This is a genomic window from Desulfallas thermosapovorans DSM 6562 (assembly GCF_008124625.1).
Taxonomy (GTDB): Bacteria; Bacillota; Desulfotomaculia; order Desulfotomaculales; family Desulfallaceae; genus Sporotomaculum; species Sporotomaculum thermosapovorans.
Genome location: NZ_VNHM01000014.1, coordinates 21,860 through 35,425, shown reverse-complemented (window position 1 = coordinate 35,425; position 13,566 = coordinate 21,860). Strand labels below are relative to the sequence as shown.

The 13,566-nt window shown below is 47.6% G+C and carries 15 protein-coding genes; 1 reads left to right on the top strand and 14 read right to left on the bottom strand.

The window, feature by feature from the left end:
* Nucleotides 1-108: 108 nt before the first annotated feature.
* The 13 genes from LX24_RS11685 to LX24_RS11625 form a co-directional block, all read right to left on the bottom strand.
* Complete coding sequence (locus LX24_RS11685) at nucleotides 109-1,098, bottom strand: tyrosine-type recombinase/integrase (RefSeq protein WP_166512330.1); 990 nt, start codon at nucleotides 1,096-1,098, stop codon at nucleotides 109-111.
* A gap of 850 nt (nucleotides 1,099-1,948) precedes the next feature.
* A complete protein-coding gene (locus LX24_RS11680) occupies nucleotides 1,949-2,623 on the bottom strand; it encodes a hypothetical protein (RefSeq protein WP_166512329.1) in 675 nt (224 codons plus the stop codon).
* A gap of 150 nt (nucleotides 2,624-2,773) precedes the next feature.
* Entirely contained in the window at nucleotides 2,774-3,121 is a 348-nt protein-coding gene (locus LX24_RS15025) for a type II toxin-antitoxin system HicB family antitoxin (RefSeq protein ID WP_166512328.1), read from the bottom strand.
* 63 nt (nucleotides 3,122-3,184) lie between these two features.
* Nucleotides 3,185-3,643 (bottom strand): stalk domain-containing protein, encoded by a 459-nt coding sequence (locus tag LX24_RS11670; RefSeq protein ID WP_166512327.1) that lies wholly within the window; start codon nucleotides 3,641-3,643, stop codon nucleotides 3,185-3,187.
* Between the two features lie 17 nt (nucleotides 3,644-3,660).
* A complete protein-coding gene (locus tag LX24_RS11665; protein WP_166512326.1) occupies nucleotides 3,661-5,400 on the bottom strand; it encodes a hypothetical protein in 1,740 nt (579 codons plus the stop codon).
* 3 nt (nucleotides 5,401-5,403) lie between these two features.
* Complete coding sequence (locus tag LX24_RS11660; RefSeq protein WP_166512325.1) at nucleotides 5,404-6,474, bottom strand: stalk domain-containing protein; 1,071 nt, start codon at nucleotides 6,472-6,474, stop codon at nucleotides 5,404-5,406.
* Nucleotides 6,475-6,684: 210 nt separating this feature from the next.
* The gene (locus LX24_RS11655) at nucleotides 6,685-7,071 is read right to left on the bottom strand and encodes a hypothetical protein (RefSeq protein ID WP_166512324.1); all 387 of its coding nucleotides are present in this window, start codon (nucleotides 7,069-7,071) and stop codon (nucleotides 6,685-6,687) included.
* 62 nt (nucleotides 7,072-7,133) lie between these two features.
* A complete protein-coding gene (locus LX24_RS11650) occupies nucleotides 7,134-7,388 on the bottom strand; it encodes a hypothetical protein (RefSeq protein WP_166512323.1) in 255 nt (84 codons plus the stop codon).
* The gene (locus LX24_RS11645) at nucleotides 7,375-7,770 is read right to left on the bottom strand and encodes an ImmA/IrrE family metallo-endopeptidase (protein WP_166512322.1); all 396 of its coding nucleotides are present in this window, start codon (nucleotides 7,768-7,770) and stop codon (nucleotides 7,375-7,377) included. Before LX24_RS11645 ends, LX24_RS11650 begins: the two co-directional genes overlap by 14 nt.
* Before the next feature lie 170 nt (nucleotides 7,771-7,940).
* A complete protein-coding gene (locus LX24_RS11640; RefSeq protein WP_166512321.1) occupies nucleotides 7,941-8,423 on the bottom strand; it encodes a hypothetical protein in 483 nt (160 codons plus the stop codon).
* Nucleotides 8,424-9,338: 915 nt separating this feature from the next.
* Nucleotides 9,339-9,749 (bottom strand): hypothetical protein, encoded by a 411-nt coding sequence (locus LX24_RS11635; protein ID WP_166512320.1) that lies wholly within the window; start codon nucleotides 9,747-9,749, stop codon nucleotides 9,339-9,341.
* Between the two features lie 12 nt (nucleotides 9,750-9,761).
* Nucleotides 9,762-10,334 (bottom strand): hypothetical protein, encoded by a 573-nt coding sequence (locus tag LX24_RS11630; protein ID WP_166512319.1) that lies wholly within the window; start codon nucleotides 10,332-10,334, stop codon nucleotides 9,762-9,764.
* 80 nt (nucleotides 10,335-10,414) lie between these two features.
* Nucleotides 10,415-11,068 carry a replication-relaxation family protein gene (locus tag LX24_RS11625; protein WP_166512318.1) on the bottom strand — a complete coding sequence of 218 codons (654 nt, stop codon included), beginning with the start codon at nucleotides 11,066-11,068 and terminating at the stop codon, nucleotides 10,415-10,417.
* Nucleotides 11,069-11,290: 222 nt separating this feature from the next.
* Here LX24_RS11625 and LX24_RS11620 point away from each other — a divergent pair, with 222 nt between their 5' ends.
* Nucleotides 11,291-11,470 carry a ferredoxin reductase domain-containing protein gene (locus LX24_RS11620; protein WP_166512317.1) on the top strand — a complete coding sequence of 60 codons (180 nt, stop codon included), beginning with the start codon at nucleotides 11,291-11,293 and terminating at the stop codon, nucleotides 11,468-11,470.
* A gap of 175 nt (nucleotides 11,471-11,645) precedes the next feature.
* On the opposite strand, the gene LX24_RS11615 is transcribed toward LX24_RS11620, so the two are convergent.
* Nucleotides 11,646-13,559 carry a type IV secretory system conjugative DNA transfer family protein gene (locus LX24_RS11615; RefSeq protein ID WP_166512316.1) on the bottom strand — a complete coding sequence of 638 codons (1,914 nt, stop codon included), beginning with the start codon at nucleotides 13,557-13,559 and terminating at the stop codon, nucleotides 11,646-11,648.
* Nucleotides 13,560-13,566 lie beyond the last annotated feature (7 nt).

Below are 13,566 nucleotides of genomic sequence, written 5' to 3'. Positions count from 1 at the left end.
CCCACTATTCATATAATAGCATGATAGGGACTTATAAAATGTTATAGCTGTGGGAAATCTAGCCATATTTTTCATAATGCCGCCCTCTATATATATCCAAAACAACAATCAACGGTGGCCATTGCAGTGGCCACCACACAAGTTCCCCTGCTCAACACCATCCAACAACCCCTTCGGCGCGTAAATCAAAGTAACCGAAACCCTGTTATGCCCCATCACCATAGAAGTCACCTTCCGGGCCTCCTTTTCAGCCCTGGCCCTGTCAAGGCCCATTTCAAGGTTCTCCTTGAACCTTTCAATAAGGAACTCCCTGGCAAAAGTATGCCGCAGGCCATGGACAGCCAGGGCAGCAAATTCACCGGGCTTCACGTTTTGTGCAGTACGATTGCGGTTAGGATCTTGCAACAATCCCCGGTGCCGCCAAATAAAACTCTTAACCGCCTCTTTAAACTTATGCACCTTCATACCAGGCAGCGTAAACACATAACTCCCCCGGCTACTAAGCTTTAGGGCTGCCCTAAAAGCATCTATAGTCCTGGGGGAAAGAGGGATATCCCTTGGCCGGCCGCCCTTAGTATTAGTAAGATGCAAAACACCAGTCCTTAGCGCAGCCTCAACCTCCGCCCGGCGCAAGCTAGAGAACTCATCCAAGCGCATCCCCGTGGCCCTGGCCGTCTCCAGAGCCAGGGCGATATTAGGCTTATTCCTTTGCATGGCCAAAGCCTTCATATCCGTTAACTCCCTTTCCGTCCAAGCCCGATCAGCTCGCCCGTCCGGAGTGCTGCCCAGCCCGTACTTCTTATTGGCAACCCTGCCGTCCAACAATTCATACCTGGTCTGAGGTATCTGCCGGTGTAAATACCGGATACCGGCTATATCAGTTTTTATATATTTATCCGCACATCCCCGTTGCCTCATATCCTCCACATATGCCTGCAAATGTTTCTCCTGGATGTTTTGCAATTTCTTTAGTTTAAACTTTACGGCCACAAACCGAATAAACCTTTCCGAAGCAGCAATATACCGGTATTTAGTTTCATTACTACCCTGCTTAGCTCCCCTGATTATTTTCTGTAATTGAGCTCCCAGGTTGTCCACTGTCCCAACACCAGTTTTTTTGAAAGTATACCTGATGGCAATAAAAACCACCCCCAAAAATATTTAAAACCGGCTACACAGCCGGTAAAATAAACTGAACAATATATTTAATTATGTAAAAATATTTTTATATCCCCATAAAATCAAAAAAGGCTCAGACTATATCTGGCCCCTAAAAATGCAAAAGAAATCTAAAGCCCCAGCCATCAATTCTCGCGGTTTTCTTCTTGGACGACCCCTGGAACCTAACGCTACCGTGACTTTGACGGGCTTTTTCAGCCCGTCTCTGTTTAACTCCGCCCTATAAAAAATTGCTATCCGCAATTTTTTATAAATGGGCTCCGTCAACAGAGACGGGCACCGGTGATAAATTTTCAATGTGCGAATCGTTTAACACCTGTGCCACACTAACCCTACTAAAACTCCGTCTGGCTATATCATTGTTGCACGCAGTGCCGACATTGATATGCCAGCTTAGTTATCTGGACCAGGTTCAAATGTTAGGCTTAACTCATCGCTTTAAGCCTTTGTCCGCAAGCCAAGCTCATCGCTATTGGCTTCGCTCCCCAAGTTGCACCCGCTTAACGCCAGAGATTTTACCTGGGGCCAGTTCTTCAGCAGTTGCGCTATTCGCTTGCAACATGCTCCGGAGCTTCCATCCGTACTATTTCCAGGGGATGAAATAGTAGAAGAACCCTGCAAATAACCATCAGCTGTGCAAAATGCCAGCATCACGCTTGCAGCTGAGGTTTTTCCTTCGTGCCGTTTAGCATCACGCATAAGCATGAAGGTTACATTAAAGTAAAATTAGTTAGATATATATTTTTATAATACCATAGAATGCCAGGTTTTAAAAGCCTTCTTCCAGCGGTTCATGTGATTCAAACCGCGCCACCCATTTGCCCCGATCTAAATATATCTTTTTAAGTTGAACTTTCTCCGACAGTCCTTGTAGCGCGTATTTTTCCACCTCACCCAGTTGGGTATCAAAGGGGAGGGGCAGGTATTTTTCCAGGAAAAATACCTTTACTAAACGTTTTTTTATTATATTGCATTGAAATCCTTTCTGTTTCAAATCTTTAGGTGGCCGCATATCTTCGCCTGTAGCCTTTTTCTGCCACCTGCCCAGGGCATCCCTCAAGCCTTTCTCCCGTTTGGCCATTGCTTCAAGCTGATTAGTCAATTCTAATGTTATCTTCTCCCTGGCCTTTACTTCAGCGTTCAGCTTATGATGGGCCTGGCGTCTTATTTCTTCCACAACTTCTGGACGTATCAATGTGTTTTGCAGATGGAGTATTTGATTTTTAAGGTTTTGGTTTTCCTGCTGTAAAGTCTGGATTGTGCCCATGTTTTTTTGTAGTTGAACGTTGTAACTGTTTATTAAGCTGACATATTCTTTTTCGGCCAGTTCCACTGTGATATTACCCTTACGCCCTTTTTTATCGTATATGTTGGCCCTGGCTTCCTCCAGGGTATCATATTGCCTGCTGCCGAAAAAACCCAGCCCATCAACGCGAAATTTCATACATGCCTCCTTACAAAAAATAAGAGTGGGTAGTTTTCCCACTGCAATATGATTTGTTTATAATTTGTCGTATATACCGTCCTCTTCGTTATCCCAATCGGAAAACGTTGCCTTGCTTTGAGCCATTCTAATAGCTCATTATCCGGCATATTAATCACCATCCTTTTTCTGTTGATCATTATCCTCCAATAACCCCAGCTCCTTCCATACATCTTTAGCCTTTACTCCCAAACCGGCATCTAATTCGGCTATGCCCTGGGCTATTGCCTCTTCTTCCTCCGGCGTTATTTCTACTTCTTCCAGGGAATTTTCAAATTCTTTTAGTATAAGCCATTCTTCTAGAACTTCCTGTAAAACCCTCCGGCACTCTTCCAGTGTCCTTTCGTTAGCCCACACACCTGGATATTCTGGAATTTCCCCGTAATATGTACCATCGTCAAGTTGCTTGTATTTGGCTTTTGCCATGGCTTCTTCCACCCTATTATCATTGTGGCACATTGATATCCCCCCTTTGGTCTATGAGCGGCCCGGGTAAAACCCGGACCGTCATTTTCCAATATACTAATCAATAACAGCCTTTAAGCCAAAATACTTCTCAAAAACAGAGCTATGCACATATAACCGGTTATTCTCAATGAACGGCTCATAACCGGCAGGTAATTCATCTAATTTTCCGTTTCTTTCATCAAGCAACTCGATTACATAAGCTCCTGGTCTAATTACTAGAGCATCAATGTTATTCCCATCAGTATCAGTGAGGGTTTTCCCGTTTCCCCCGGTGACTATAGCATAATTTTGGCCGCTGTCCCACTCAACGTCGTAACCAAAAGATTCGCAAATATGGCGCAGGCCATAAAAATTAGCTTCTTCCTGGGGATTGTTTTCATTGTCATAAATAAGTTTCACAATACAATCTTGAACAGTGATACTTTTCTCACTAACAGGTTCATTAGCAAATGACCCCAAAGGCACCATTGTTAACGCAATAATTAGAGAAATTAAGATGGTCAGCTTTTTCATAATTTTTAACTCCCTTTCTATAGTGTAAGTTTATATTCCGGGATTTTCACCGGTGTCGGTTTTATAGTTACCACCTTGCGTGCAGTACCGAATCTACTGTCCGTTGCCTCAATCACTAGTGTTGAATCGGAGAAACCGCGCATTCCAACATACGGGAACACATAATGAAAACTCTTGGTGAAAGAACCCGAGGACGCCGAATAGCCCTCCGACCAGCTTTTCACCACGGGCCTGGTTAGTTGCGGGTTCCCGAACTGGTTGTTCGGCGTCCATTGGTATGTTTCAACGCCTTCACCGCTGGTTTTGACCGTCATATTATACGTTTTACTCCGGTAACGCACGTTACCGTCACGGTCCCGGTAACGCTCATATGGTAAGTAACCTGATATTTTTACTGTGAAGGAATACAGTTTTTGTTCTTTGTAACAATCCCATACATCAGGGCCAATTATTTGGATGTTCCCTGACGCTTCTTCCCGCTGCGGTGCTACGTTAATGGTATAGGTAGTTTTATTATCAGCGAAAGTTGCCTCGTTTACGGGTTTATTCCTGTCAGGGTTAACTTCTACGGTCAGATTATGTTCACCAACGCCGGGGGTAACGGTTATGGAGCTGTCCCCCTGGCTTATAACGTCAAAGTCCTTGATGTCCTTGATTACTTTACCATCCAGGGTCCAGATAACGCGGGTTACAATCATGCTGCCGCTGTCGTTATGGATTCTTGCGGTTACGTTAACGGAGTTACCTTCCCGGGTTTCCAGATTTGTATTACTAATCGGTTCTGTCCAAAGGTTTTGATTTAGCCTGATTTGAGCTTCGGCACGGTTGTTAGTCCAGTTGGCGTCAATTGTTGTGTCTGCGGGCCAAATCTTGGCCTGAACTACGCTGTTTCTGGTGGAGACCGTTACGGTTATTCTGTATTGCTTTGTTTCGCCGGGGTTAAATTTAATAATCCCGTTGCTGTCAAGGGCATCGCTTGGTTCAACCGGTACCATTGTAGCGGTGTATTCCGTCCCTGTAACATGAAAAGCACCCAGCTTAGCCCTTTCAGGTTGCGGGTGGTTTTCGTTTAGTTTAAATGTGGCTGTAAGCGTTATCTTGTCACCGGGGTTCATGTCTTTAAATTCGTACCGGTCTAAGGTGACGGAGAAATCAGGGGGTTGTACCACCACCTTGGGTACCCCGTACCACTTTATCAGCACCGGCGTGTACCAACGCCAGCCCTGGGCCATGTCGGAGAAGTCACGGTCGGTCATGCCTAGCTCGGCACGGACGGTGGGGTCTTTTAGGTCGAGCAATTCAGGCATCAGGTCGAAGGTTTTTTCGACGCTGACTGTGCCTTGGGCGATGTCCTCGCTGGTTTTGGCGGCGGAGTAGGCGTTGGGGAGTTTGGTTAGATAATTTTCATTGAAAACCCTCCAAGTTTCCGACCGGCCAGCTTTTTTTAGTTCTTCATCCGTCAAGTTTGATGCTTGGGTTATCTTTGTTATCTCCACCCTGGTGGGTGTAAATTGGTTTGCGTATTGCGAATCAGGATAGGTGTATGGTGGTTCGGGCACTTTTTTATCTTTAAGTCCATATGGATCAACTTCGCCGTCATGATCGGTATCCTGCCAGGTGCCGTCTGTGTGCTGCCATACGTCAAAGTGTCCCACCTTAATTTCCTGTAAAATAAACTGCTCCTGGGGATTGGCCAAGGCCGTTCCCGGGAGCAGCAGCAGAGTTACCAGCAGAAGTATTAACTTTTTTAAACGCATTGGTTATTTACCTCCTTTGTAAAGAGGGTTTTTAATTGCCAGGGCTTGGTCGTAATATAACAGTATGACATGAGTTACGTCTTCGATTTTAGTACCGCCGCCCGGATCAGCTTCCAGGCTAACATAGTAGCCGTGGGTAAAAGGGTTGCTGCTGTATTTTTTTAGAGTATTATCACGTTGTACTGATAGGTCGTTGTCTTTGGCAAGTATTAATCTGGCCGGTGCAAGGCCGGTTGCGGCTTGCTTTACATAAATCATGTCCTTTTGCACATCTACGCTATAAATAATTTTATAATCATTAGCTTCGCCCATCATAACCGGTTTTTGCCGCAGTTCCTCTACTGTCATTTCCATGATGCTGGCACCGGGCAGTTTGAATTCCGCTGGTATGGCCTTTCTCTCGGCAACTACATAATCATTCGGATCAAGCGGTTTCCCGCTAAAGGGCCGGGTTTCACCTGCCGGACCTGCCGGTAGCTCCGGTTGGGTCGGCTGCACCGGTGCTACGGGCACTGCCGGGGTTTGGTTTTTGATATATTGAATTATGCTGCTCACGTCCGGCTTAGCTGCCCCTTTGGGCCAACAAAGTACTACCTGATTCTGTGCATCCCACTCGACTTCATAGCCCAGGGCCTCGGCCACCCACCGGGCCGGGAGATATGTGCGGCCTTCCCTCAAAAGCGGAGAAACGTCCATGGTTTGGGCCTGGCCGTCACTTTTTATGGTCTTACTGCCTACGGCCAACTCCACCACCGGAAAGCCGGGCTCGTCCAAGGTTACTTTGGGGCTTTCCCAACCGATATAATCATCGGTAACGCCCAGGGCGTTGGATAGATAACGAATTGGCACGAAGGTGCGGCCTGTTTCAATGAACGGCTTGGCGTCCATCGAAATACCGGGCGTTTGTCCATCAACGAAGTATTGTTCAAAGCCAACTATAAATACTACGGATTTGACAAGCTGTTTCTGGTGGTCGTATACGTCTATTTGCTCTTTACTGTCGGCCATGGCCATGGCCGCAGTCATAGCAAGCATAATCACGGCAATTAAAGGCACAATTAAAACCTTCCGCATGATAAGTTCCTCCCCTTTGGCGATTTTAGCACATTATACCACATACAAGACGCAAAATTGTCCGCGGCAGCACCCCCTTTCATGTTGGTGGCTATGCAGGGGCCACCTGGTGGCCACTACACAGCCTTACTGTCAACCTTACCCAACTGATTAGCTAATAAACACTCTTAGAAGCCCGTGAAGGCCGTTTAAAGAGCTTTTTTATGCCTATCAAGGGTAGTTCCTAAGGCCAGTTTTATTTATGGCCTTATTTTCGCCTTGAACCGCCAGCAGCTCCACCGCCAACAAAAACCCATCCCGCAGTCCCGTTTTATAAAAGTTTTCCTTTTCCATAGCACACAATTGATTCATACAATCCAAATAGAGACCAAAGACATCACAGAAACTTCCTTGTTTTTCAACTGGAACAACCTGTAAAAGGTCATTATAATGACAATCAAGCTCATCGACTAGCTCATTGTACTTCGGCCCATCGTCAGGATCATATATGGGAGAAAGCCATGACCGTGCATTTTCAAGTGTATCCAGTGGACTATTCTTCCTATATTCCTCGGGAAGACATTGTTTTAAGTCAGGGTCAATAAGCTTATGAACCATGGATAATAATTTATTCTCCAACAAATGAGTTTGGGTATTAACACCCTGCCATTGCCGTTCTATTAATATCCCTCCTGTTCGTGGCTGCATGGCCTTGTTTGCTTTTTGGCCTCGTCATAACCGGTAATTACAATCGCTAGAACAGCCGTATAATCAATCAGGGAAAGCTCTTTGAATAATCTCGACCACCATCCGTCCACTGGTTCATCTAATAGCACTGTTTCCTCTATGAGCTCGCGCAGTTTAATTAAATTTGAATTAATATGTTGCCCTGCAGTGCATTCAACATACCCGGCGGTACACTCAACAGCTTTCACAATAACCCCTCCCCGTTTCACTTTGTACCGACCTTTTTGCTAAATCAAGCAACCGGTAGGCAAAGCGATCCGCCTCAGCTTCCTTCTTGACCACCCAGGAGCTATTGCTGCCCGACCAATAATTTTTTTCCCAAACAGCATTCATTTGTCTGCGGTGCATCACATAATGTCCGAATTCATGAGCTAAAACAAAACACTTTTCCGCCAAGGGTAAATCCTTATCAATAAAAATAGCATCATCAATATCCGAGTGAATAAATAAGCCGTCAATATAGCCCACTGTTAGCTCTTTCACCGGCATGTATACAACCGAAATATTGTGTTTTGCCACAAAACCGGCTAAAAGCCGATAAACATGTCCCGCAATTGCATCCTCAACCAAACACCGCCTGCCTGTAATAATAACGCACCTCCCTGGAGTCAGATTTACTTCACCCCCAAAGGCAAGCTATAATGTTGGTAACTGCCCTTTGGGGTGGTGCCGGGAGCATTACACCCTTCGCCGCTAAGCATAGCGGGTGTAATGCCTCCTACTCCAACAAGCAACCACCTTCACGCCTCACATTCCTGCCCATTATCAACCCCCTGGATAACCTCACCGTTATAAATAATCGTCAGCCTTTGTGGTCCATTGAAAAAAGTATAATAAACGCCTCTCAATTTTTGCCTCACATCCTCCAACAGATAATCTCTTTCGTCTTCAATCTGCTCCCACACATACTCGTAATCCTCACGAAAATCTTGTTCCAACTGCTGCCTTTCCTCATCAGTCAATTCATCAAGTGCATATACTTCTAATTCCGATTTTACATATTCATCCTCGCTAACAAAAAACTCATCGCCAAACTTATCCCGCAGCCGTCGATCAACCTCGTCGTTCACCGCCTTATCGGCTTCCTCTTTGTAAATATCCTCAAAATAGAAATCCAAATAGTCACACATCGAACTGCCATAATTTCTCTTCCACTTATGATGGGCTGCCATCATAATTTCCCAGGCGCACTTTTCCAGTTCATTTTCCAGAATAACCTTCATACGAAACCCCTCCTTTAAAACACTAACCGAACTCATACCCGGGCGAAGCCCCAAAAGGGGTTTGGGGATTAGTAATCCCCAAATATCTTTTAAATCCCCCCGCGTTTTTTTGCCTTTCGGCTTAAGGCCGAACCAGCAGCACTGTGTCGGTAGGTAAAGGGTCGCGCGAAGCGCGAGGCCGAGGAATACCGGACCGGCCCAACGGGCCGGGAGGATATGCCGCAGGCCCTTGCCCTTTACCTGCCGTCACAGGGCAGCTATAATGAGGCCGCCGAAAGGCGAAAAATATAATCAAAGCGCCGCGTTAGCGGCGCATCCATATTAAGACCCCAAAGAAAAACTCCAAAGCCGCGCTCCGCCGGGTACCCACGGTGGCCCCGAAGGGGCCATGAGCGTTAAACCGAGACCGCGAAGCGGGCTCGGTAGCGAAAGTGGGTGGCGGGAATTAGCGCCCAAAAATAAATTAGCCAGCATAAACTAAAACATCCAACGTCCCCAATCCACACCCTACAGCCTTGTTACCGATAGACAATGCCCACTGCTATTACAATCAGCCACGCTGTGCCATAGCCACCGATAACCAGACAAGCACACCACCGTCACAAAGCGCATCGAATATTCTCCATTGCACATACATCGCCCACTATACGGCAGCATCCGCACCGGCGCTGCCGCAGATTGGGGTGACCTGCCGGTCACCCCAATCTGGCGGCGGCCGCCGCCCAATTTCGATCACTTTATCACAGACAGGCTCAGCGCAGGCTTTGACGCGTTTTTTGCGTGAAAGCCTGCGCGATCACAAAACAAACTCCAAAGAAAAGACTGGAACATACTCCCACCACCAGCCCAGCCGGACGGTCGCGTCTTACCCCAAAGAAATACCCCAAAAGCGACGGTCCGGCACCTCTTGGCCACCTAAACGTTATCAGAACTGAACCCTAACTCCTTAAGCAGCTCCTCAAACTGTTCCAATGTAGGAGTAAACACTTTATAATTACCACAACACTCAAGCCCGGGTACACAAATACCCAATTGCACCCGGCCATGCTTTTGGAACCCCAACAACACCTGCAAATGCTTACGGCTAAGCCCCCTAACCGCCAAATCTTCCTGCTTGGTCAAACTTAAAAAATTATCAGCCTGGCCCTTATCTAAAAACAACGGAATAACTGATTGATTGACATAAAAGCTACCCGTGGTTTCCCCACTTACCTCAACAGACATCAAGGCCCAAAACGGCTCCCCTTGCACCTCCGGCCCCGGCAACAGCTCCATTAACGTGTTTTGCAACACCCGCCGACTAATTTCAAAGGCATGATTTTTCACCACATTACCCCCTTAATACTTCCAATTAGCCCTCAGTACCTTAACCCTCACCCCCGCATCCGCCGCCAACTGCAGAACCCGCTTTTGCCTCGTTTCAGAAAAAACCAGAAAATTAACCACCAACTGCCCACGTACTTCAGGCGGTAGCCGGCTATACAGCCTAACCCTTTCCGCCAGATACTTTAGCGAATACTGGTAATCCACCACCAGCACATTCAACTGACCGTCTTTTTCAAAAAACAAATCCGAGCTGCGAAAACAGCCGGCCAACACATCATAGTCCGCAGCCATCAACCGGTCCAATACCTCCCGGCGCGGCAAATACTCAACTCCCAGCGCCAGGGCGAAATCACAAGCCACCAAATGCTTTAACACCACATCCACCCCGGCGTTACGATAAATTTTCGAGTACCACGGTACAGTAAGCCCCACTGCCTCACCACCCCGTGGCGTCAAGTAATAATACATCCGGCCATTACTCAACTGCCCGCAGTTTATGAACTTGCCCCGCCGCAAGACCAGTAACCGTTTATAGGCTGTATTATGTGCATTACAAAAAACACCGGCTTTAAACAGCTGCTCCAAGGTTACAAACCGCCACTTAGCAATAAACATAAAAACCTGATTATCTCGCTCAGTAACAACAACCAGCCACCACCACCCCCTTACGCAACGTACGTCACAAAATCACCTGCTGCCCCGTGCCTTACCAGCGTCTGTTCGCGCCCTGCAGGGCACACCCAAACCACCTTTTTATCGCCAAAGCCCGCCACCTTATCCCGGATCTGCGTGGGTGTATACTTGCCACAGTCTGTTTCCACATAAATTTCCTCACCATCGTCACCGGTATAAGCTGCATCCGGCACCGTCATACCGGTACCACCGGCATAAACGCCATGTTCTATTTCCAACGCATCACCAATTCGCCAGGTTGCCTTCTCGTTATCACTAAGCTGAAAATAGACATCATTTGTCCTAACCTGGTGTACTATCTCATTCGCCTTGCCCGGATGGGTGAACACAATATTTTTATCCAGGCCCGGTCCTTCCGGGCCGGTGGCCCAGCGTTTACCCTTGGTGGAAAGGCTGTACACCTTCAAAGAGCTACCCGGCTTTTCGTCATTTACGGTATGCTCCGTAATATATCCCGCTTTTTGCAATTGTTTCAGCCGATCATCACAGGTACGCTCTTTGGCCGTGGGCCAATAAGCTTTTTTGATTTGCTCAGCGGACAATACCCGGCAACGGGCCAGGTCGGTGAGGATATTTTTGTCCCGCACCGTAAGCTGTTTCGCCTTGGAGAACCTTTTCCTGGGCATAGCAGCCTCCTTTCATAACACCGTACCCAATGTAAGGCGTTCATTTCCACTTCCCGCATGTGTGGTTACTACAACGGTGCTCACCACACGATACCCCGGCGCAGCCCAAAGGGGGTCCGGGGGTTAAATAACCCCCGGCGGGGGTAAGGGGATTTTAAGGGGAAAGGGGGCAGCGCCCCATTTCCCCTTATGCGTCCCGGTAGGGACGCTGGAGCAGGCCGGGTGAACGAAGTGAACCCCGGAGGCCGAGTGCGGCAGGCATTGCGAAGCAATGCCCTTGCCCGCGAAGCGGGTGCCGCCGAAGGCCGGAGCGCCACCTACGGATCGTGCGAACGAAGTGAGCTACGAACCGTTGGTGGGGGGACTGCTCTAACTCCGCTATGGTCTACCGCAAGACAGTAGACCATAGCGGAGGAACGCGAGCAACAACGCGGGCCAAAGCCACCTGGCACATCGCAGAGAGATAACGCAGACAGCACCCGCCGCGAAGCGAGGGGCTGTTCTGCGGGGTGCCTCTGCGATGTGTGACCGGGCAACAGCTATACAGCAACTGCCATTTATGGCGGTTGCTGTATGGCTATAATGCGATTTCACTAGCCTCGGCAGCACCTTCATTTTTGCCAGCGTTTGGTGTCTCATCCTTATTTTGATTGTCTGGTTGCAGTGGATTTCCCGACTGATCAGATTGTTTTGCCAACTTTATTTTGGCGTTTTTTAACATATCATCCATCATAAACACACTCCTATCATCCCTAAGTATAAATACAGGCTCCGGCAACGGTAGTTGCTCCAGACGGTCTTTTTCAGCTTCTGAAATCAGGTATGCATGATTGGCCATCGTGGCCAGCTGGCCGCGCCTGATTACCACCGATTTGCCCGGGGGCATGGCTTTGAAAAGATTGGGGTGCAGCAGCGGCACCTCTATTTCAGTTTTGCTTTCACCGGTGGTTTGCCGCTGGTCATCCTTAAACCAACCAGGCATTAAGCCATGAGTTTGGGTCTTGTTTTTGCTGTGGTTCATAACCGTCTGCAATACCGTGCCGGTGTATTGCGAAAACAACTCAGCATCAGCAGGAGTGTCGGCGTTAAAAATGATTTTGGTGCGAGTGTTCACCTGGATAGTGTTGGTGAAATCATCACTAACAGCCATTAGATCGCCCATGGCCTGGTTGGCCAGTATCAAAGCATAGTTCTTTGATCTCACCTTTGAAATTATGTTACGAAACGCCAAGCAGGCCATATTTTGAAATTCGTCTATCGCTATAACGACCGGTCGAGACTGCTGTGTCCGGGGAGCACTCAAATATTGCAAGTCCTGGGCAATCATTTTCCCTAGCGCTGAACTGGCCTCCGGCGCTAATGCAGATTGAAGATCAAAATATACCACATCGCCATTTCCCATTATTTCTGTTAGGTTTATATCCGATTGGGCAAAGTTTATTTGTTCAATTTCGGCAAAAGGTAAAAGCGCAGCCGTTAGACCTTTGATCTGATTTTCATCCACCTGCTGACCAGTCAATTTGAAAACCAGTTTTGGATTTTGTAGTATTTCGTATATGTCAGAGAGAGTATACGAAACACCTTGAGCATCAAGAGCAGCCAAAAGCGGGATAAAAGTTGCCTTTTGCACATATGTGTAAAACCTCGCTTCTCCTTCAAAAACTAGCTCAAGCGCTGTCATGATCCGTTCCGCTTTGCCCAGCGGGGTGCCAGTGGCCAGCGGGTTATATGTGTTTGATTTTTCCCGCTGGTCAAGCGTGAAAATGTAAAACCTTTTGTTGTTTGCCGCAGCTTCCCTGGCAAGTAACTGGATGGCCTGGCGATCCCCCTTAAAATCTATTGCTACTAAGGCAGCGCCTTTCCTGATGGCCTGGATACAAATAGGCGTAACGCCGAAGGCGGTTTTGCCGCTTCCGGAACCGCCCAAGATGTGAATATGCTCGAACATGTCGGAGACAGATACGTTCACAGGCCGCCGCCGGTCATCCAGGCCGAGGAAGTATCGATTCTCCGGAGTCTTTTCCAGGTATCGGTTAATATCGTATCGAACATTTTTGAATTTTAGCTTTCTGATGTCACGATGCTCGGTATTGTTTTTTCGCTTTTTAATCTGAATTTTACCGGCGGTTGCACCGATCAGGCCCAGGATACCAAGGCCAGCGTTCAGAAAAAGCCAATAGGTGCGAACCTCCGGGTTAGATAGCTTGTCCGCTTCAAAAAGCCAGGCTTTAGCCACGAAAAAAGGATGGTGCCAGTACCAGCCGACGGCATCAAAGGCATTGGTTCCGGCCGCTTTCTCAGCTTCAGTCGCGAAAATAGAAACGCTGCCAAGCTTAGTGACGGCACAATGTAGCCATGCTGCCGCAGTACCTAGTAACCATACATCAAGAATAAGAATGGCCGCTGCCCCCATGAACGCCAGGCCAGCAATTACCGCCCACTGGTATTTTGCCGGAATTTTACCAAAGCGGTCACGAAGATTTTCAAACATGTTTTCA

Coding starts and splice junctions, on each gene's coding strand:
- LX24_RS11680 (WP_166512329.1), bottom strand. CDS start 2,623: ATGAAATTTCGCGTTGATGGGCTGGGTTTTTTCGGCAGCAGGCAATAT.
- LX24_RS15025 (WP_166512328.1), bottom strand. CDS start 3,121: ATGTGCCACAATGATAATAGGGTGGAAGAAGCCATGGCAAAAGCCAAA.
- LX24_RS11670 (WP_166512327.1), bottom strand. CDS start 3,643: ATGAAAAAGCTGACCATCTTAATTTCTCTAATTATTGCGTTAACAATG.
- LX24_RS11665 (WP_166512326.1), bottom strand. CDS start 5,400: ATGCGTTTAAAAAAGTTAATACTTCTGCTGGTAACTCTGCTGCTGCTC.
- LX24_RS11660 (WP_166512325.1), bottom strand. CDS start 6,474: ATGCGGAAGGTTTTAATTGTGCCTTTAATTGCCGTGATTATGCTTGCT.
- LX24_RS11655 (WP_166512324.1), bottom strand. CDS start 7,071: ATGGTTCATAAGCTTATTGACCCTGACTTAAAACAATGTCTTCCCGAG.
- LX24_RS11640 (WP_166512321.1), bottom strand. CDS start 8,423: ATGAAGGTTATTCTGGAAAATGAACTGGAAAAGTGCGCCTGGGAAATT.
- LX24_RS11625 (WP_166512318.1), bottom strand. CDS start 11,068: ATGCCCAGGAAAAGGTTCTCCAAGGCGAAACAGCTTACGGTGCGGGAC.
- LX24_RS11615 (WP_166512316.1), bottom strand. CDS start 13,559: ATGTTTGAAAATCTTCGTGACCGCTTTGGTAAAATTCCGGCAAAATAC.